The organism is Candidatus Poribacteria bacterium (assembly GCA_009839745.1).
GTDB lineage: Bacteria > Poribacteria > WGA-4E > WGA-4E > WGA-3G > WGA-3G.
In genome coordinates, this window is the sequence record VXPE01000025.1 from 1 (window position 1) to 20,671 (window position 20,671).

The following is a 20,671-nucleotide window of genomic DNA, read 5'->3' on the forward strand; positions in this document are numbered from 1 at the left end:
CAACGATTTACCCGTGCTTTTCTAAAGACTAAACTTTTATCAAACTCACGTTATTCATCAATTTATCTCCTTTATATTCATTTCTGTTAGGACTTACGCATTTTCTCTTAAAGTCCCCCTGATAAGGGGCGGGGAAGCCCACACGGGAGACCTCATACCCGGGGAAGTCCATACGGACTTCATACCCGGGGAAGTCCATACGGACTTCATACCGTTGATTCTGATTCTGATTCTTTAGGGGGTTAAACCACGGAAATACACTGTTTTTTGCCCAATTTGCGTAAGTCCTGTTTCATAAGAATTTCTCCATTTGAGTGTTTGAAAAACTTTTGATAGGGTAAACGCTCTGATATTTTTGTCACAGAGGCATTCAATTGTCCCATAATTTCGATGTTCTGCTTGATCCCTCTTCGCTGTAGGTTAGTCTCCGTCTCTGACGAAGAACTGTGTCCGATCTATTTCGGAACAACGAATGCAAAACGACCGCTGAGGTCATCCCCTTCAGGATCGGATGCATTAAACAGTCTGTCGGGACGTGCTTCATCTTTGGCATCAACGGTAACATTTGAAATCAGCCATAGACCGATACCGGTTTCAGGATGCGGGTATTTATCATCCCGCACGACACTGAAAATCTTTGGGACGCCATCAGGAGTCAGAACAAACGGTTCACTCGCTACAAAAAATTCTCCCAGCCGCTCCTTGGTTATCCAGTGTGGTGTATAGTGTGGCTGGTCGATAAATTGCAGACGCAGCTGCACCGCAGTTTCAACAGGGCACGTTTCGAGCCCCATCTGTCTTGCGCGATTATAAATGGTACCAAGGGGGACGAGCGCATCCTCAGCAAACCCCATCTCCAGCATAGAAACAACAACGATATCAACCGTTATCTCCGCTGCCATCACCGGAAAATCCGGGTTTTTAAGGGCTTGTATCGACCATGGACTGATCTTACATTTTTCTTCGATCAGGGCGTTTAAAAGATCAGTACCACTCCTATAGGTTCTGAATGTTAGGGTAAAATCAGGAGTGAAACTCTGGGCATCTATGGTAAAATCAGGAGCGAAACCCGTTTCATCTTTTGGGTCTTCAGCATTGCGCATAAAGTAAACAGTGTAAAGTTTCTGAAGATGTGGAAGGTAGCGGTTGCCGACACTGAGGATCAATAGGGTTGCTACAACCACAGCAGTTCCAATCGCTACCCACGGCAAGAACGGTTCCATTTTTGAAGAAGGTGTCGGTTTCATGTCAACAACTTTTTGCATGATGTTCTGCTTTAGACTTGATGATATCTGTACGCCACCGAGAACTTCTTGGATGAAGGGTTCTTCCTCTTCTTGTAACCGTTTTCGGGCACGATACAGCCGAACCTTTACCGTCTCCACGGACACCCCCAGGAATCTGCTAATCTCCTTCATCGTCATTTCACCGAGATAATGAAGCGTTATCACCGTCCGTTCACGCTCCGGCAATTTTGCCAAAAGTTTTTTGACGATTTCAAAACGATGTTCGGTTGCTTCTGTCTCGCGCTGTTCGGATACGTAATATTCATAATCAGATTTCGCTACTTCTGCCACAGGTGTGTCCTCCAACGATTGCATTTGCTTCGCAGGTTTTTGTTTGTGTAGCCAATTCAGACACAGCCGATTCGCAATGGCATACAACCACCTAGAAAATTTGCTCGGATTCCTCAGGGTTGGAAGCTTTTGATACGCGCGGAGGAAGGTATCTTGTGTAAGTTCTTCCGCATAGTGAAAATCACCGATCTTCCCCCACACGAGGGCATGAACGCTTTTTTGGTATTTTTCAACTAACATGTTGAATGCTGTATCATCGCCTGACAAAACGACATGAACTAACTGGGCATCGTCTTCTCTTTCCACGGAGTTCTCCCTCATAAATGGATTCAACTGGAGCCTTCGATGAGGCACGGAGTCTTGGGCTGTATGAAAGGCAACACAGTTCACACAATTGTGCTATGACACTATTAAAGACAAAATTTTTACGCAAAAGGTTACATTAAACAAAAAAAATATCAGATTTTTTTAAATTTTACGGGTGAGCAATTTTGAAAAAATAGTGTTAGGTTTCAAGGAAGTGTGGATTGCGGATCGCTCCTACACGAAAACAAGCAGTGTAAATCTTGACACCTCCGACACCTTCTGGTATACTAAAGAGAGCAACGCTTCCACAAGGAGGAGAAACCGATGAGGACTTTCGGAACACAGGGACCTGTCAATCCCCACGATAACTATATTGTCAGACGTTCTAAGGAAACCGCTGATTTTATCGAACGCATCAAGAATGGAAAATACATCGTCATCTTCGCACCCCGGCAGACAGGAAAAACAACTTTCTTTCGAGCGGCACTTGCCACACTCACAACTAAAGACCCCTCCTATTTCCCGATTCAACTCGATTTCCAAATCCAGCGCAACGCCGCACCTGCCACTTTTTACGCGCAGCTGTCCTATATGATGCACAGGCAAATCCAATTCGTTTTCCAAAAACGCGGCGAGGTGCCGCCTGCAGCACTCACGCAACTCATGGAAAATACATCCCTCACCGATCACTTTTCAATGATGACGTTCTTTGAACAGTTGGGGAGCCTCTTAGGATATCAGAGGGTTGTCCTCTTCATTGATGAATTTGATGGTATTCCTGAGGCGATTGTGAGTGATTTTCTGTACGCCCTCCGCTATATCTATCTCTCCGAGGAATTTCACTGTCCGCACAGCGTTGGCATCGTCGGTGTTAAGAATATCAGGCAGCTCAACTATGATGATTCTATTTCACCCTTCAATATCCAAGATGAGTTCGTCGTGCCAAACTTCACCCGCGAACAGGTTGGTGAACTCCTCGCACAGTATACGGAGGAAGCCGGACAACCCTTTGCCCCAGAGGTCATTGAGATATTGCACAAACAGACCGCTGGACAGCCTTTTCTTATTAACCGCGCCGCGCAGATTTTGACAACGGAACTCAACATCCCCAAAACGGAGACGATTACGATGGCACACTTCTCAAAGGCACACACGCAACTCCTTGAGGAAGGGAACACTAACATGAGTCATCTACTTACCAATATCCGTAGGGACCGTCGGTTTGAAAGCGTCCTCATGAGAATCACCTCTTATGAGAGAGGGTTGCGTTTCAATCCAGACGATGAAATTATCGCCGAACTTGCTATGTATGGAATCATCGCGAAAAGTACTGACGGAATGTGTGAAATCATAAATCCGATCTATCAACATCGCATTTTGCAAGCCTTCAAACCGTTGTTTAATGGATTGGAGGATGAATACTTCTCTGAAGAAAACGGTGATGATTTTGTTGATTACTTGACTCCGGACGGCGTGATTGAAATGGGGGCCCTCCTTGATAACTTTCAGGCGTTCATCGCACGCGCAGGATTCAGGATCCTCCAAGTCCCAGACACGCCGCAAGAATACGTTGGACAGCATCTGCTTTACGCCTATCTGGACACCTTTGTCCGCATCGTACGCGGTGATATGTTCCTTGAGGTCCAAACAGGCCGCGGCAGGATGGACCTCCTGCTCCTACACAATGGGCGAAAATATATCGTTGAAACAAAGATTTGGGAAGGGGATCGGTCTTATCAGGCAGGTAAACGGCAGTTGGCGGCGTATCTCAGGTTGGAAGGCGTGACGCAAGGCTATTACGTCGTGTTCGATCACCGCCGAAACCCGGAACCCCGCGTAGAAACGCAAACCGTGCAGGGCGTGCGTATTCGAAGTTATGTCATTCCGGTCATACAAGCAGCACCCTCAAACACCCCGATATCTGGACAGACAAGGACGGCACTTTTGTAGCATAAACTGTCAGTTTGGGTTTCCATGGAGGGGCGCTAACTCACACGGACATCTACGGATCTTACCATCGTAATAGACGGAATGCCTTATTTTGTGTAAGTCCTGCTGCAAAAAGAGTTGGAGGTGATAGAGATGTCCGATTTTCCGATCTTTAGGTCTGTTGGCTTGGGGCAGATAAGACCCCGCGTGACGCACTCATCTCCTCTTCGCGCAGGGTGATCCTGACGTTCGGAGCACGGATTAATAGGAGTCCGATAAGGGCATCGTGGGAGTGTCCACAGGCAAAGCGAACGGTATCCTTGCTACCGGTTTCGACGCTTTCCATTTCGCCTAATTTCATCAAGCCACCAGCGATCGCAGAGATCCGTCGTGCCGCGCCTCTGCCTTCGCCGTTTGCGCTTACCTGATACGTGCCGTTTCCTATTGAATCGACGGTGATGGTAAGTTTGGATTTCCTATCCAGTATGTTTAAAGGGCGTGGTTCGGCGCGGGTGTCTGATGCGAGTTTGCATGCCTCCAAGAAAACGCGACGACAGGCGAATTCGTGAGCGTCTTTACAAGGGAAATAGAGCAAACCCTCGGCGGTGGTTAGCATGCCACCGAGTATTTGCATCGCTTGCACAACTTCCTGAATCCGATCGGTTGCACCCGTGATTTGGCTATAGGTATGAAGAAGAAAAGCAGGGAATGTCATCCCCGTCGCTGCATCGGCAATTTGCTGGCGATAGAGCCCAATGGTGATATCGTGGAAGTGTGGATCCATGGGTATGAGTTCAATACGTCTGCCGATGTCAACAACACGTCGCATAGGGATGCCCTCACAGCGATTAGCGACGGACGAGTCTACCGCCGTAGTGGTTTTCATAGATGTACTTATAGGCGCGTTCTGAGAGCCGTCGCAAAATAAAGGTGCGCTGATTTCTCCAATTCGCAAAGGACTGCCAGCGGTTTCTGTAGGTTGTTTTGGTTCTGTCCTCCATGAGCCCAACAAAAACATAAGGTCTCGATTTTCCTTGTGGGTCTCGGAGCACCAATATGCCGCCGTCTCCTACCAACCCGTAGACAGTGCCGGTTTTGTTATAAACCGCCACCCATGATGGGATGTAGGTTTTTTTAAAGATATAATCTCCGTTTTTGAGTTTGAAATACCACTTCATTTTCTGGGAATACGGGAGTCGCCCGTGCCATAACCGCAAAAAGAACGTGCTGATATCACGAGCGGAGGTCATATTTCTGTAAGTCCGTCCGCCGGCGGGTATGTATTCGACAATCCGGGTCTGTTTAAAATAGGGATAATTGGAGCGTAGTATCCGGTCCACGCGTGCGGGTCCACCGAGTAACCGAATAAAGTAGTTGGTTGATAGGTTTGAGCTCACCTGGATCATCGCTCTCAGGTGTCCCCGATTTGTATTCGTGTGTGCTTGGCGTCCGTGTTTAACTTCATGAAAGTAGGCAAGCATAACGAAGTTCTTAATCAGAGAAGCTGCCATCATCTGCCGATCTTCGTTGATGGACACCAGTTTTTTATTTTTTGAGATATCGTAGACGACGAAACTCGTCCGATCGGTTGTTGAAAGGACGCGACGATTCCGCTTGTTTTTGATATAGAGTTCAAAAGTCGCCTCCAAAGGTGAATCGATCGTTCCTCGGATTTTACTTGGGACACTCCAATATTCTCCCGCTACCGCGCTACCTATCGGAAATAGGAGCGCGACACTACAACAGATGAGGAAAGGGTATAATGTTCGTATGTATCTAAACATTCTATCGCCTTTTTTTTTCCAACGGGTGGAGGAGGTTTTATCTATGAGTGCAAGAGGACATCTGAGTCGTGAATTACTCAGTGCTGGAATTAATATCCGTATTCAGAGTCGGTAGTTGATAACACGCCGCCTCACGATCGTTTCGGACGAGGAGGTAATCCCCCGCGAGAGCGGGTGTGTTCCAAGTTCTACCCTTAAGTGGCGCGAAACGTGCGTGTTCTATATGCTCGTTCGGATTCGTGTCTACGAGTACAACTTCGCCGGATTCGGTCAAAACGAGGAGAACTTCGGAGATCAGAAGCGTCTGCCCGTGTCCGTATCTACCGCGTTTCCATTGACGTGTGCCATCGGCTGGGTTTATACAGGCAAAAATCCCATCGTCTAACCCATACAGGTAGCCTTCGTGATAAACTATGTTGGTGAATTTGGCTTTTAGATATATAGTCTCCCATATAGTAGATACGTTGAATTCACGGGTTGGGTTACGAGAAATTTGAAATAATTTAGCACCGACCCCGTAACCGCTTGAGACGAGGAGTTTATCATCAGGTAGCGGGACCGGCTGCGAAACACATTCGACGGCGGTGGGCCACGGTTGCTGCCATAAGAGTTCACCGCTCAAGGGTTCATGCGCGGTAACGAGTCCTTGATTAAAAAGCACAATCTGTTCGACACCCGCTAACGTCGTGAGGAAGGGGGAGCTGTACCCGCTCTGAGTTCTGTAGCCTATCCAAACGACTTCGCCAGTCTCTCTATGATAGGCAACCGCACCGCCAGCACTGACGACAACGAGTTCTCCGAAAACAAGTGGCGAAATACTTACGCCCCAAGGGGGTGCTTCTGCATCGTGTTCTTCAAAGATGTTCGTTGTCCAGAGTTGTTCTCCCGTCTCAAGGTCGAGGCAGTTAAGGATCCCTGTTGAACCCACGGTGTAAACCCTATTTCCTGAAATCGTGGGGGTTGCTCGCGGTCCGAGTCCAGCGGGGGGGGTGTCGTATCTGGCGTAATCTTGATGACTCCACTTTACGTCGCCCGTGTATAGTTCATAGGAGACCACTTTCTCCATATCGTTTTCCTGTTCTTGTGTGATTGCGGAATTGCCGGCGATTGCGAAACCTGACCAACCCGCGCCGACAGGTCGCCGCCATACTAACTGCGGTGGAGAGTTTTCCCAATCCAGGTTTAACTGCGTCGTAGATATGACTCCGTTTCGGTTCTGTCCGAGGAATTGTGGATAGTCGGTTGCGGATATTTGGGAATTCGACGCGATTTCAGAACGCGATAGGAAGGTCGTTTGTCGCTCTTGCCAACGCCATTCAAATATCGGGACAAGGTCGCCGCTGAATCCTTTGAACTCCAATAGGTTGGTCCCGAGAAAACCGATCAAAACGAGCGCCGCAAGCACAACGGATTTCAGGCGCCATCTCATTTCAGAGAGAAATAACAACCATAATATGCCCAAAATGACTGTGCCGATGACAATTGTGGTGGTTAAGAGAATCCTGTCTTGACGATGACCCGCGTCAAAAATCCATGTCACCAGCGTGCCTAAAATGGCTAAACCAACGACAACCCAGAGAGGCCACCAGCGGATCGATTTTGGAGTGTTTTCCACTGTGAGAGTTCCTTTCCTTCATGAAACGTAAGATTACGCCTAAATTTTGAAGATTTTACACGATTATACTAACTATAATAGTGTCTTTCATTAAGGTTTGTCAAGGAAATTCGTAGGGGCCTGGGATGCGAGCGTTTTTCGCGATCTAAATCGTGTGAAACTTTGCATAAGGAAAGGACGTTATGATAAAATATTAGAGGGTGTGTTTTAGGATTATAGGAATTCTGTGCGGAAGGGAGAACAGGATGCGTTTTGAGAACAAGGTTGCATTCGTAACAGGGGGCGGTGGACCCTTAGGTATTGGGAGAGCGGCGTGTTTGGCGTTCGCCCGTGAAGGGGCATCTGTCGTGGTCGCCGGGGGTAGAAGGGCAGCGGCTGTAGCCGCCGAGATCCGCGCCGAGGGTGGAAAGGCTATTGCTGTTCCGTTAGATGTCACCCTGCCGGAAGAGGTCCAGGAAGCCATAGAGATCGCCGTGAAGACATTTAAACGGATTGATATTCTCTTCAATAACGCCGGGATTCTCGGTAGGCAGCCCTTGTTTGAAGTGACACCAGACCACTTTGACAGGGTCATGGCGGTGAACGTGAAGGGATGCCTGCTCTGTGCACAGGCGGTCGCTGAGGTGATGATTCAGCAGGGCATCCGAGGGCGCATTATTAACAACTCCTCTATTTTTGCCGAGGAATCTCACGTGGGGGTTTTGAGTTATTGTGTAAGTAAAGCTGCGCTGAATCGACTCACACGGAGCCTCGCACTCGAACTCCGTCCGCACGGTATCACCGTAAATGCCGTTGCACCGGGAGGCGGGGCACCCACCGGTATGAACGCTTCACGGAATCTTCCTGAAGATGACACGCTCCCGGATTTACCACCCGCTTCACCCGACCTGCCGCCGCTTGAACGCGGGGCAACCGTCTGGGACTATATCGGGGCAGTGTTGTTTCTTGCCTCTGATGAAGCCGCCTATATCAGTGGCGATATTATGACTGTTGACGGGGGAGCTGTTTCGCGTCGATGAATTGTGAGGAGGAGAAGACTTTTTGGGATTTATTGAACCGTTAAAAACTTCCTGTTTCGTTCTCTTTGAATGGCTAAAAGGGCATGGAGTGATGCTAATCTCTGTCTCTGTCACGAGTTTTATCGTGAGCCTCCTCTTTTGCACGCTGGTGATTGCTTACTTACCTTCCAACTATTTCTTACCGACTGGACAGGCGAGCCGCATCAAACACCCCGTTTTGCGGATAGGTCTCAAGTTCTTAAAAAATCTATTTGCGGTGCTTCTTGTTATTGTAGGGATTATCCAGATACCCTTACCCGGACAAGGTGTTTTGACGATACTGATCGGGATTATCATCAGCGATCTTCCGGGAAAGCGGCGGGTGGAACGGCGGATTATACAGTTGCCAGCCATCTTAACGACCGCAAACGGCATTCGTTCACGCTTTAAGCGTCCGTTGTTTGTATTGGATGAGTCGGTGGAAGTCTCTGATTCAGAGTCGTCATCGCGGTGTAGATGAAGCCGCTCGGATTACCGGGGGACCAATTGCTTGTGAATCTCCAATAACCGTTGGAGTTCTTCGATCGGTTTTTCGGCATCGTCCACCCGTAGATCGATGTATCGGTCGTTGAAGCCGCCGTAGCCGCTACCCTCTTGAACGACGAGCAGGGCGGCGGATTGTTGTCCGCGCGCGTCCCCGCCTGCTGCTTGTCCTGCGAAAAGTGCCGCCATTAATCTGTCCGCCAGTTCACCCTCTGTTGCCTCGAACGTTTTGCCCATCGCTTTGACGACTTCTTCACTCGCGAGGATGTTGCCTTGTGCTGTGTAATGTTTCCCTGAAACGGCACCTGCCCACGCGTTGCATTCATCGCCTGTATAGTTAGCAATGTTGCCTTGCGCATCCACGATTCCGACCTGCCGGGTGGCACGTCCCGGGTCCTCTGCGATGAGACGTGCCAAAGTCTGTTCAGCGGAGAGTCCGCTTTTGAGAAGTTTTAAACCGTTCGGCCCGAAGGTCGTATTTGCCCAAGATTGGGTTGCAATCGCGCCAACCCCTGCCGCTGCCCACGGGACAACCGAGCCAACGGCGAAAAATTTGGATTGCACAGCGATGCCAAGCGCGCCGGTTTCTGCGTCATACCCGACAATTGAGAACGTCGCGATAGGCGGTAGAACAAATTTTTCACGGGATGTGTCGGGTTCGGAAAGGTGGAACAGTAGACTCAGGGGAATGAACAGCATTTGATGGATCTCCTATCGGAACAGAGGGACTCAGTCGTCTTCAAATCGGATCTTCATCGCCGCGGCGTGCCCTTCGAGGCCTTCAACCTCAGCCAGTTTAACGACTGCGGGTGTGACTTCCGCTAAAGCCGCTTTGGTGTATGAGATGAGACTCGATTTCTTGAGGAAATCGTCAACGCCGAGGGGCGAGGCGTAACGAGCGGCTGTCCCTGTGGGCAAGACATGGTTCGGTCCCGCGATGTAATCCCCAACGGCTTCTGGTGAATAGGGACCCATGAGGATGGCACCAGCGTTATGCACGTCCCCGAGCCGATCCAATGGGTTTTCAATGTGAAGTTCAAGGTGTTCGGGTGCGATTTCGTTGGCGAGGGTGAACGCCTCGGATAGATTTGCGGTGATAAGCGCGGCACCGAAGTTCGCAAATGCCGCTGTAAGTTCGTCGCGGCGCGGTAAAGACTCCCTCTGAACCTCGATCGCTGATTTGACCTGTTCCGCGAACCCAAGTGAAGGGGTAATGAGGATTGCGGCGGAATCAGCCTTGTGTTCTGCTTGTGAGATGAGGTCTGCAGCGACGTAATCCGGGTCAGCCGTGCTGTCTGCGATCACGAGGATTTCGCTGGGACCCGCTAATTTGTCTATATCGACATGCCCATAAACCTCTTTCTTGGCAAATTGGACATAGAGGTTCCCCGGGCCCACGATTTTATCGACGGGTGGGATGGTCTTAGTGCCATACGCCATCGCCGCAACGGCTTGTGCACCGCCGCATTTGTAGATCTCTTGGATACCGCATTCTGCGGCGGCAACCAGCATATACGGGTTTATCTCCCGGTTTCGCATTGGTGGGATACAGGCGGCGATTTCTTCAACACCCGCAACGGTAGCAGGGATGACGCTCATCAGCAATGAAGAGACGAGGAGTTGGCTGACGGCTGGAATGTGAACACCCACACGTCTTAGCGGACGGATCAGATGTCCGAGCAGGACACCGTTGGGTTCTGTTGACATCCATGAAGTTCGTAACTGTTTCTCGTGGAATTTTTCGATGTTTGTTCTGGCGTGTGTGATTGCGTCTATAAATTCAGAGGGGACCTCTAAATAGGCTTCCCCAAATTCTTCTCGGGATACTTTCAGCTCCTTTGCTGAGATACGGGGCGCGTCGAGTTTGCGTGTATATCGGATAACTGCCTTATCCCCTTCCGCTTGCACATCACTCAAAGTCCGCCGGACTGTCTTTAAAATACTTTCATCCGTTAGTTTACCGCGCGCTTTCAACTTTGAGAGAAAATCTTCGGCTTCTTGGGTCCCTGTCTCGACGATTTTCAACATTCTACAATAATCCTTCCGCTGCTTTTGGAAACCAACGAGCGGTACCCAAAAGGGTTAAACTTCTTCGGTGTTGTCGTTGACTCTTCTAATGTTTGCCCCGATGTTGTTGAGTTTTTCCTCGATGGATTCGTAGCCACGATCGATGTGATAGACCCGTGATACGACGGTTTCCCCGAGTGCTGCCATTCCAACTGCTACAAGCACAGCCCCTGCGCGCAGATCGGACGCCATTACCGGGGCACCGCTGAGTCTCCCGACCCCATTAATCACTGCCTTGCTACCATCGAGCATGATGTCGGCTCCCATCCGGTTTAATTCCGCAGCATGAATGTAGCGGTCTGTATGGACGTTTTCCGTGATAATACTGGTCCCGGAGGCGAGGCAGAGCAGCCCCATGATTTGTGCTTGCATATCTGTCGGGAAACCAGGGAAGGGTTCTGTCGTGACATCAATGCCTCTAATTTCACGGGGTGTTGTAACGCGGACCCCCTCGTCATCCCAATCTAATTCGACCCCTGCTTCAGTGAGTTTTTCTGATATGGCGGGAATTTGTTGGGGTGTGATGCCTTCAACATAAACATCGCCTCTGGTAATAGCACCTGCGACCATGAAGGTGCCAGCCTCAATGTCGTCGGAGATGACGGTGTGTTCAGTGCCGCGCAGTTGTTTAACGCCGTGAATCGTCAGCACAGAGGTCCCAATACCTTCTATATGTGCCCCCATAGCATTGAGAAAACGGGCGAGATCAGAGATATGGGGCTCACACGCTGCGCCTCGGATCACCGTGGTGCCTTCAGCCAAGGTGGCAGCCATCATAACATTCGCAGTTGCCCCGACGCTGGGTCCGTGCTGCCCCATGAGATACATCTCTGTGCCAACGAGCCGTTCCGCTTGCGCATAGATGTATCCGCGTTCCACTGTAACGTCTGCACCCAGATGCTCTAAGCCTCGGATATGCAAGTCGATAGGGCGCGGTCCAATGGCGCATCCGCCGGGGAATGAGACTTTTGCCTTCCCTAATTTCGCCACGAGCGGGCCGAGAACATAGATAGATGCACGCATTTTTCGCACGAGTTCGTAAGGGGCTTCGTATTCTAAGTGGTTTATTGGCTCAATATAGAGGGAGTCGTTTTTTGTTTTTGTTGTTGCCCCGAGTCCTTCCAATACGGCACTGAGGGTTTTTACGTCTGTTAAATTTGGTACATTGTGAAGGATGCTGGCACCATCGCCGAGGATCGCAGCGGCAACAGCGATCGGCAGAACTGCATTTTTGGAGCCGCTCACGGGGATCCTTCCTTGGAGTCGGGTACCACCTTTAATGATTAATTTTTCCATTTCCGTCTCCTTACAAATTTTTGTCGCCGAGTATAGCGGGTTATACTAACCCTACCTGCATAAACGATGCCAATCGGTTACTTGTTACAAACTCTGATAATATAAGGCTTTTTGGTTTTAAGGATTGTGTCAAAAAAGATACATGTTAGTGAGTTATGACGAATTGTAAAGGTAAGTGAACTTTTCAGAACTTATGCAAAGCACAATGCGTTGCGCTGTTACAAACCGTTACTTTGTTGAAAGCGGATGAGATCGATTAACCTGAATCGCTGTTTCGCATTTCTCGCTTTTCTCACAATTCGCTTGCCTTGATGGTGAACTTTTGCTAAAATGTGCTTCTACACCGATCGCCTTTGCTGGGTGGGTTTCTAAGCCTACCTATTGCTGGCGGGGAAGTCATTTAAATTTTTACTGTTACAAACGAGGACAAGGTGAGACAGATGGCAGACAAAACATATCGTATTGGCATTATTGGATGCGGTGGCATGGGACGTTCCCATGCGAATAATTGGGCAAGTACCGGGCGTGCCGAAGTTGTCACGGCTTCGGACATTAGCGCAGAATCCGCGGCAAAATTCGCAGAAGAGTTCTCCCTCCCAACTCACTATACCGATTTCGGTGAAATGTGTGAGAAAGAGGATTTGGACATCGTTAGTATTACGACGTGGCAGAGCGTCCGTGCCGAACCAACGATCGCTGCTGCGGAGAACGGAGTCCGCGGCGTTATTACCGAAAAACCGATGTCGGCTTCCGTTGGCGATGCACAGGACATGATGAATGCCTGTGACAAGCACAATGTAAAGTTGGTCGTTGGACACCAGCGGCGTTTCAGTCCCCAGAATTGTGAGGCACGCCGACTCATCCAAGAAGGGGCAATCGGTCAGCCGCAGGCGATGCTCCGCCGTGATGGACACGGACTTTTGAACCGTGGTACCCATGAAATCGACGAAATGCGCTACATCCTCGGTGATCCCGATCCGTTATGGCTCATCGGTCAGGTCGCACGCAAAACCGATCGTTGGGAGCGACGTGTCAGAACGGAAGACCTGTGTATGGCGGAAATCTGCTTTGAGAACGGTATCCGCGGTATCTACGAAAGCGATTTACCGGAACCCGTCCTCCGAGGCGATGTCGTCTACGGGGACGATGGGCAACTCCGGCGGGGTGAAAATGGAACGATTGAATTGCTCAACAGCAAAGCCGCAGGCTGGCAAGTTGTTGAACCTCGCCAAGGTGAGCCGAATCAATTTGATGAGATGTTAGCCTGGATTGAAGGCAGTGTTGATGAACACCGTAATGCTGGCAGACATGGACTTTGCACGATAGAAATCTTGATGGCGATTTATGAATCGTTGCGTCTCCAAGACGTTGTTACGTTCCCGTTAAAAACGCGCCCCAACCCACTGGACCTTCTCGTTGAAGGTGGAAAGTTACCCGTATTTGTTGAGGGACGCTACGATATCCGGGCACCCTTCCCAGAAGAAAAGAAGTAGTTGAAGGGTTATCGGTTGTCGGCTATCGATTTTCAGCAGGCAGAAGTTGGGAAGTGCCTAAAGTCTATAAAGTCTGTAAAGTGTTCTAAAGTCTGTAAAGTTCAAGACAACTGCCTAACTTTCTAACTTTAGAACACTTGCAAATTTCTTACGCTTTAGAATACTTTACAACGTTCTCTTGCTGGTTGTTGACAGTCTTTACTTAGCAATCTACCTCTTTCCCTTCGCTACCGTAAACATCCATCCGTTCCTGTGTTGTAATCTCTCCCGCACTCGCAGGTTTATAATGGAGTTGTAAGGCTCGCCGTCGCTGTTCCGATTGGTTGGCAGGGCTGCCGTGATGCGTCAAGCCGTGCCAGAAAAGACATCCACCCGGTTTAAGCGGAACCATCGTATCCCGCCCTACAGGGACATCCGTATCGCAAATCTGCCAATCTCGGCGTTTGAAATGGATCATCGGTCCCTCGATATTTGAACCCGGGATGACGTGTAAGCATCCGTTTTCAGGCGTGGCTTCATCTAAAGCGATCCATACGCCGACAACCGTTGTCTGCATCGGTAAGTTGAAATAGGCTAAATCCTGATGCCACGGTTTTTCTGATCCGTGACGCGGCGGCTTAACAAGTGCCATGTCTTGGAACAGTTCAGAAGTATCCCCCATCATTTTTTCCAGCACACTGTGAAGTCCTGCATGAGCTGCCATTGCGTTCAGACGCGGTTCATAGTCTACAAAACCGAAGATTTTCCGGATCGCATCCCGACGCTCTTGACCTTCCAGCGTGTTTTTCTGCTTGACGAGTTTCGGCTCGAATTGGATCGCTCGGAAATCGGGGCACTTTCCGTCCATGAGATGGATCATACCTGCCAATGCGTCCTCGATTTCGGCAGCACTGAAGGCATCGTTGATGACGAGATAGCCGTTTCGATGAAAGTATTCGATGTCTGCATCGGTTACGGCTGAAAACCCACCGGAAATCCCCTCGGCAGCCGTGTCAAATCGATACAGGTCGGGCGGGTATGAGATTTGGGCGATGTCTGCCTGTTCGCTTGTCGTTGCGGTATCCATGTTAAACTCCTTAAATTTCGCCGTTACTTTCGCGGGTCATGAGGGTCAGGAAATCGTCAACCCGATCAATTGCGACTTGGGCACGGTCGCGTGCCGATGCGTCCTGCGCCTCTTCAGCGAGCCATTGTTGTCGTTGTGGGAGCCACTCGTTTTTCAAATGGTTCAGTTGGTTCAGGAAGTGAGGATCCTCACTTTCACTGACGAAATACTCAATCACACCCAACAATCCGTATTTACGGTTTATCTCCATGTCGTCTAATTCATCTACCATTTGCAAGAAAAGATGCTGGTTCCTGTCCTGTCGGGCTTGGGCGACTTCGCGAGAAGACTCTGTTAGGAGTTTATCGACGAATTCCTGTTTGGAATTAATCCAGCGGGGCAGATTCCGGACGTAATCTTCGAGGTCAAAATTCCCACGTTGTAGTGCGAAATGCGAATGGATGTGAATGTTTCGGAAGAACGCGGTATAGCCGACGTTCGGGTCCATTGTGTCCGCATCGTAGAGGATTTGGTTTTCGATCCTGTTATAGAGCAGTTTAAAATCCTCTGCTGTGAGGTTCATCGGTTTTAGGTGTGCGAGGACAACGGCTGTCGCGGCTTGGACGAAATCTGAATCGAAATCGTACATCGCCAAGATATTCTCGGTAATGACCGCTCCGGATTCATGATGGACCTTGCCGTGGAGGTTGTGCTTGTTGTAAAGCTCGGTAATGATGTTCTGACCCGCAGGAGTGAGCGTCTCGTTTAACCAGAATCCGTTGTGGTCAAGAATCCGTTGCCCGTTGTCGTCCGTCAAGATAATACCGTCGTAGCGTTTGGTGATGTCGTGCAGGGTGCCAGCGACTTCCAGCAGCTTCACGTCTCCACCTTCCCGTTTACCGAGTTCCATGCCCAGCGCACGCACACGCATGGTGTGGTTCCATGTATAGTGTCGCCACTGGAAACCGACCCGGTTGTGTTCCCAGAGTGCGAAGGTTTCATTAACTAAGGTTTCCAACTCATTCAAGACTTGGCTATAGTTCATTTTTTAATTTTTCCTTGCGGTTAAAGTTCGTGCGTTTCGGTTTTGACGGGCGTTGCTTATATCCGCCCTCCACTACATTACGGGCTACGGGTTTTGCGTCTATTTCAAGAGGAAGTCTTTGTGGGACGAAGACCTCTTTACTGACGACTGATTACTGACTGCTAATTGCCATCTGCCAAATCCGCGTCAGGCGTTATATTTAACTTCAATAAGGGATAATCCGTGTGCCGGAGCCGACATTCCTGCTGCGGCTCGGTCTCTGGCATCTAAAATACGACGAAGTTGTGTCTCAGCCTCTTGGGATTTCGTATTTTTAACGCAGCGTGTAGGTTTCCAAAACTTGCTATTAAGAATCAAGAGAGTGCCGGTGATGGCGCGAACCATACCTCGCAGGAACGAATCCGCTTCAATCTCGAAATAGACGTAGGCTTCTTTTTCCCACCAGTGTGCCTCGTAAATCTCACAGACAGGATTTATCCGATCACTTCCTACCTTTTGGAAGGAGGAAAAATCGTGTGTGCCGATGAGCATTCGGCAAAGGTCATTTGCTCGCGAGATGTCAATTTCTCTTGAGAAGTAGTAACTTGTCTGTCGCAGAAGTGCGCTCGGGTATTCCCGATTCAAAATCGTGTAGCGATACCGCCGACGTGTTGCGCTGAAACGGGCGTGAAACTCAGGAGACACCTCTGTTGCCGAACAGACAACGATATCCCGAGGCAGCAGGGCGTTGAGTCCTTTCTGAAATGCGACGACGGGTATCTGTGAGTCCGTATGGAAATTGGCGACCTGTCCCTCTGCGTGGACACCGGTATCCGTCCTCCCTGCCCCGATGATCCGTATCGAGGTTTTGGTGAGCTTTGCCAAACTTTCCTCGATGGTATCTTGGAGTGTCGGCACGTTCGGTTGTGTCTGCCAGCCGTGATAGTTCGTGCCGTCGTATTCAAGCACGAGTTTGATATTTCGCATTGTGCCACCCTATTGTAGGGTATAGATGTCTGATAAATAAAGGGTATCACATTCTTATATTAAGTGTCAAATCAATTGTGAAGTGAAGTTTGGAAACCTGAATAGGGTTGTTTAGGTCCCTTTTTTCGCACCATCAAGAACTTGATAATTTCTTTCTCAATATGCTATTATATTTTCAGTGAGAGGCAGTGGCGAATACAGGTCGTGATGATAGGAGGGATGATTTATGGTCAATCGACAAGACATTCAAGCTACTTGCGATGACATTGTGCGCGAATTTGCACCGCTACAAGTGATCCTCTTTGGCTCTTATGGGTATGGTACCCCTACAGAGGACTCAGATGTGGATCTGCTCGTTGTGATGGCGATTCCGGAGTCGGAGACGCGTCGCCAAGCGTCTGAAATTAGACGGCGTATCCCTCATCGCTTCTCTATGGATTTACTCGTCCGGTCACCGGAAGAGATTGCCTATCGCCTCTCATATAATGACTGGTTTCTTCGAGAGATAACCGAAAAGGGAGAGGTCCTCTACGGCACTGCGGATCCCTTGCAACGGGCACTTGCGAGATACTCGGTTACCTGCCCCGATACGTTGGAAAAGGAGAAGGATGCAATGAATCCATTGACAGTGGAATGGATCCAGAAGGCGGAGGGTGATCATACCATCATGCACCAGAATTATCACTCCTCAAGTCCAATACATGATGCCATCTGCTTCCATGCCCAGCAGTGTATTGAAAAGTATCTCAAGGCGTGGCTTCAAGAGGCGAATATTCCCTTTACGAGAACCCATGATTTAGAAAGACTACTGAATTTGATTCTCCCTACGTTTCCTAATTGGGAAGTTTGGCAAGCCGATTTCTCGACAATTTCTGAGCATGCGGTGGATTTCCGTTATCCGGGCAAAGCGGCGACTGCTACTGATGCCCAACATGCTGTGAAAACCTGCGATCAAGTTCGTCAATCGGTTCGGGGACAGTTGGGGTTACCTCCCGATTCAGTAAGCGACAATTATAGTAAAGTTTAGAATTAAAGAAACATTTCAAGCCTCAAGACATACTGTAGGAGGGATTTCTAACCCCGACAGAATGTTTCATTAATGATCGGATCCACTATAGTTGCTGAATCTGATGAATAACCACCTTTGATCACAACTACCCCGACTTTATCTCTGATCCGAATCGGTTTGAAGAACGTAGAAAATTCTTGTGTGAAAACGATTTACAGTTATCAGTTGCGCTGATAGATCGGTATTTCGAGATGAAAAATGAAACCCAAATCTATGACATCCAAGAAGATCAGCGCGGGACACGTCTCGATCGTTTTCTTATCAACGCAACCGAAGGTGTATCTCGAACCTATCTCCAACGGTTGATTCGCGATGGGAATGTTACCGTCAATGGTGAGGTTGGTAAACAACCGAGTTATGTGTTGCGGGACGGAGACACAGTGTCCTTGAGACTCCCGCCGCCGCGCCCTCTGGACACTGCGAAACCTGAGAAAATTTCACTCGACATTCTTCACGAGGATAGCCACTTAATCGTTCTGAATAAACCTGCGGGTATGCTCGTTCATCCTGCGAATGGGGTGAATGTTGGCACGCTTGTGAATGCTTTGCTGGCGCATTGCACAGACCTTTCGGGGATCGGAGGCGTGGAGCGACCGGGGATTGTTCACAGACTGGATAAAGGGACATCAGGGGTGCTCGTTGTTGCGAAAACGGATGTGGTGCATCGCGGACTCTCCGCGCAATTTGAACGGCATAGCATCACGCGCCAATACGTCGCTGTGGTGTGTGGCGCGCCTACGGAAACCGGTGGGACAATTGATGCCCGAATTGCGCGGAGCCGACGCGATCGACGGCGGATGACGACGGTTAAAACAGGCGGACGGCACGCTGTCACGCACTATGCGGTTTTAGAGCGGTATCCGCAATTCGCGTTCGTTCAACTGACATTGGAAACCGGACGCCTCCATCAGATTCGCGTGCATCTGCAAGGTATTGGGCATCCAGTGGTCGGAGACGCTGTCTATGGGGGTGAACAACGGGCTTTGAACGATGCCGACACGCCGGAACTGAAACAGATGCTCTTGCAACTGAAACGTCAGGCATTGCATGCACGCCTGCTCGGATTTGAGCATCCGGCAACAGGGAAACACTTGACTTTTTCAGCAGAGATGCCCCCTGATATGCAGTGCCTTGTGGAGGCGTTCAGACCAAAGGCAGCACTATAGCCTATTTCAATGCCAAAAGCCCAACTTGTCTCGTTTCTACTATATATGCTATACTCATAGGTAGAAAAGGAGGTTTCTAATGTCAGATCAAGATTTTCGCGAACGTGTGCTATCTACCTTAGAACGGTTGGAGCAGAAATCTGATCGGTTGGAACAGAAATATGAGCGACTGGATCAGAAGTTTGAACAGAAGTTTGATGCTCTGGATCAGAAGTTTGAGCATAGGTTTGACGCTCTGGATCAGAAGTTTGAAAAGAAGTTTGACGCTCTGGATCAAAAATTTGAGCATAGGTTTGACGCTCTGGAAACCCGTATAGGGTTTTTGGAACAAGGTATAAGTTGGATTCGAGGGAAGTTAGAGGGAAAGGCAGAGGTTGGCGCGACTTTGGTGAGTCGGATAGCAGTCGGGACCGCGATTGTCTCTACGATAATTGCGTTGTTTGCCCTATTGAAGGCGTAAACTTCATCAGAAATAGAAAAGGAAATCTATCTGTGAAATATGTGAATTTTGGAAAAGCAGGGGTGAAGGTGAGTCCGCTTGCCTTAGGCTTAGGGTTCAGAGGTCAAGGCGACGCGAATGAAGCCCAAAGGCTCGTTGAACACGCCATTGATTCCGGTATCAATCTCATCGATTGTGCCAACATCTATGGACTGATGGACGATCGCGCCAACATCGGGCGTTCTGAGGAGATTCTCGGTAAAGCGATGCAGGGCAAACGCGATGACGTAGTAATTACGTCGAAGGTTTTCAGCCAGATCGGTCCAGGTCCGAACGATCAGGGGTTGTCGAGATACCATATCATGCGAGAGGTGGAACGTTCCTTGAAACGCCTCAACACTGACCATATTGATATCTACCTCATCCACGCCCCCGATGAAACGACGCCGCAGGAGGAGACGGTCCGCGCAATGGACGATCTCGTCCGTTCAGGCAAAGTGCGCTATATTGGCTGTTGTAATCATCAGGCGTGGCAGGCGTGTAAAGCACTCTGGATCGCCGATCGGATTAACGCAACGCCTTATATGTGTATTCAGAACATGTATAACCTATTGAATCGGGATATGGAAACCGAATTATTCGGCTTGGTCCGTGAGGAAGGCTTAGGCGTTATGTGTTATAGCCCGTTAGCCGTGGGTTTGTTGAGTGGGGTCTACGCACCGGATGAACCGCCTCCGGCAGGCACGTTGTGGGAGACACGCTTACGTGAGGAATTCGCGCAGCGGATGCGTGGTGAGACGGGACAGGTGATCCGAACCCTTAAGCGACTCGCAGCGGAGTTGGATAAAACACCTGCACAACTTGCTGTCGCGTGGGTGTTATCGCATCCAGAGGTCACCGTCGCAATTAGTGGTAGCGATACGATTGAGCAACTTGACGATACACTCGGTGGTGTTGGTTGGGAGTTGGATGCAGCCGTTCGGCAGGAATTAGATGAGGTGTCGAGTTCATTTGTGCGTCTCATCGCCCCACCGGCTTAGTGCTCCAACTAAGATAGGTGCGGTTTACGTATGTGCTTTTTTCATTTTCTATCTCTTGAATTAGTTCTTCAACCATGGTAGATGCGGTTTCCCAACCGCATATAGCAGTTGATTGCTTAAGGGAGCGCATAGGCGCACGGTGTAGGTGAGAAAAACTGTCAGTTCACCTGTATTAGGTGATTGAATAGGACTTACGCAGTTCCTCTTAAAGTCCCCCTGATAAGGGGGATTTAGGAGATTATAGTAAAGCCCATAATTAGTTATACACTTTTATGATTTCATCAAGCGTTGTC

General features: G+C 49.4%; 17 protein-coding genes and 1 pseudogene. 8 read left to right on the forward strand and 10 right to left on the reverse strand.

Annotation, left to right across the window (positions count from 1 at the left end):
• Positions 1 to 455: 455 nt before the first annotated feature.
• Entirely contained in the window at positions 456 to 1,898 is a 1,443-nt protein-coding gene (locus F4X88_03605) for an RNA polymerase sigma factor (protein MYA55361.1), read from the reverse strand.
• Between the two features lie 309 nt (positions 1,899 to 2,207).
• On the opposite strand from F4X88_03605, the gene F4X88_03610 reads away from it, so the two are divergent.
• Positions 2,208 to 3,833, forward strand: coding sequence for a hypothetical protein (locus F4X88_03610; GenBank protein ID MYA55362.1), 1,626 nt, complete (start codon positions 2,208 to 2,210; stop codon positions 3,831 to 3,833).
• 151 nt (positions 3,834 to 3,984) lie between these two features.
• Here the strand turns inward: F4X88_03610 and F4X88_03615 are convergent, their stop codons facing one another.
• The 3 genes from F4X88_03615 to F4X88_03625 form a co-directional block, all read right to left on the reverse strand.
• On the reverse strand, positions 3,985 to 4,641 hold the full coding sequence (locus F4X88_03615) for a hypothetical protein (protein ID MYA55363.1): 657 nt from the start codon (positions 4,639 to 4,641) through the stop codon (positions 3,985 to 3,987).
• Positions 4,642 to 4,660: 19 nt separating this feature from the next.
• Positions 4,661 to 5,596, reverse strand: a complete 936-nt coding sequence (locus F4X88_03620; protein ID MYA55364.1) for a serine hydrolase — start codon at positions 5,594 to 5,596, stop codon at positions 4,661 to 4,663.
• Positions 5,597 to 5,669: 73 nt separating this feature from the next.
• Positions 5,670 to 7,211 (reverse strand): PQQ-binding-like beta-propeller repeat protein, encoded by a 1,542-nt coding sequence (locus F4X88_03625; GenBank protein ID MYA55365.1) that lies wholly within the window; start codon positions 7,209 to 7,211, stop codon positions 5,670 to 5,672.
• A 245-nt stretch (positions 7,212 to 7,456) separates the two neighbouring features.
• On the opposite strand from F4X88_03625, the gene F4X88_03630 reads away from it, so the two are divergent.
• Together F4X88_03630 and F4X88_03635 are read left to right on the forward strand one after the other, a co-directional pair.
• Positions 7,457 to 8,230: an SDR family oxidoreductase gene (locus tag F4X88_03630; GenBank protein ID MYA55366.1), complete on the forward strand. Its 774-nt coding sequence runs from the start codon at positions 7,457 to 7,459 to the stop codon at positions 8,228 to 8,230.
• A gap of 22 nt (positions 8,231 to 8,252) precedes the next feature.
• A complete protein-coding gene (locus F4X88_03635; protein ID MYA55367.1) occupies positions 8,253 to 8,729 on the forward strand; it encodes a hypothetical protein in 477 nt (158 codons plus the stop codon).
• An 11-nt stretch (positions 8,730 to 8,740) separates the two neighbouring features.
• Here F4X88_03635 and F4X88_03640 read toward each other — a convergent pair whose 3' ends face one another.
• Genes F4X88_03640 through murA form a run of 3 tightly spaced genes read right to left on the reverse strand, consistent with a single transcriptional unit; the run spans position 8,741 to position 12,115 of the window.
• The gene (locus F4X88_03640; GenBank protein ID MYA55368.1) at positions 8,741 to 9,451 is read right to left on the reverse strand and encodes a DUF1028 domain-containing protein; all 711 of its coding nucleotides are present in this window, start codon (positions 9,449 to 9,451) and stop codon (positions 8,741 to 8,743) included.
• 30 nt (positions 9,452 to 9,481) lie between these two features.
• On the reverse strand, positions 9,482 to 10,780 hold the full coding sequence (hisD, locus tag F4X88_03645) for a histidinol dehydrogenase (protein ID MYA55369.1): 1,299 nt from the start codon (positions 10,778 to 10,780) through the stop codon (positions 9,482 to 9,484).
• Positions 10,781 to 10,834: 54 nt separating this feature from the next.
• Positions 10,835 to 12,115 (reverse strand): UDP-N-acetylglucosamine 1-carboxyvinyltransferase, encoded by a 1,281-nt coding sequence (gene murA / locus F4X88_03650; GenBank protein ID MYA55370.1) that lies wholly within the window; start codon positions 12,113 to 12,115, stop codon positions 10,835 to 10,837.
• Between the two features lie 440 nt (positions 12,116 to 12,555).
• On the opposite strand from murA, the gene F4X88_03655 reads away from it, so the two are divergent.
• Positions 12,556 to 13,608: a Gfo/Idh/MocA family oxidoreductase gene (locus F4X88_03655; GenBank protein MYA55371.1), complete on the forward strand. Its 1,053-nt coding sequence runs from the start codon at positions 12,556 to 12,558 to the stop codon at positions 13,606 to 13,608.
• Positions 13,609 to 13,810: 202 nt separating this feature from the next.
• On the opposite strand, the gene F4X88_03660 is transcribed toward F4X88_03655, so the two are convergent.
• From F4X88_03660 to truA, 3 genes are all read right to left on the reverse strand, one after another.
• Entirely contained in the window at positions 13,811 to 14,674 is an 864-nt protein-coding gene (locus F4X88_03660; protein MYA55372.1) for a phytanoyl-CoA dioxygenase family protein, read from the reverse strand.
• Between the two features lie 10 nt (positions 14,675 to 14,684).
• Positions 14,685 to 15,698, reverse strand: a complete 1,014-nt coding sequence (locus tag F4X88_03665; protein MYA55373.1) for an HD domain-containing protein — start codon at positions 15,696 to 15,698, stop codon at positions 14,685 to 14,687.
• 186 nt (positions 15,699 to 15,884) lie between these two features.
• Positions 15,885 to 16,664, reverse strand: a complete 780-nt coding sequence (truA, locus tag F4X88_03670) for a tRNA pseudouridine(38-40) synthase TruA (protein ID MYA55374.1) — start codon at positions 16,662 to 16,664, stop codon at positions 15,885 to 15,887.
• 226 nt (positions 16,665 to 16,890) lie between these two features.
• On the opposite strand from truA, the pseudogene F4X88_03675 reads away from it, so the two are divergent.
• The 4 genes and pseudogenes from F4X88_03675 (at position 16,891) to F4X88_03690 (ending at position 20,378) form a co-directional block, all read left to right on the forward strand.
• A pseudogene (locus F4X88_03675) lies at positions 16,891 to 17,196 on the forward strand (nucleotidyltransferase domain-containing protein).
• Between the two features lie 81 nt (positions 17,197 to 17,277).
• The gene (locus F4X88_03680) at positions 17,278 to 17,691 is read left to right on the forward strand and encodes a HEPN domain-containing protein (GenBank protein ID MYA55375.1); all 414 of its coding nucleotides are present in this window, start codon (positions 17,278 to 17,280) and stop codon (positions 17,689 to 17,691) included.
• A gap of 233 nt (positions 17,692 to 17,924) precedes the next feature.
• A complete protein-coding gene (locus tag F4X88_03685; GenBank protein ID MYA55376.1) occupies positions 17,925 to 18,899 on the forward strand; it encodes an RluA family pseudouridine synthase in 975 nt (324 codons plus the stop codon).
• Positions 18,900 to 19,238: 339 nt separating this feature from the next.
• Positions 19,239 to 20,378, forward strand: a complete 1,140-nt coding sequence (locus tag F4X88_03690; protein ID MYA55377.1) for an aldo/keto reductase — start codon at positions 19,239 to 19,241, stop codon at positions 20,376 to 20,378.
• The last annotated feature ends 293 nt before the right edge of the window (positions 20,379 to 20,671 follow it).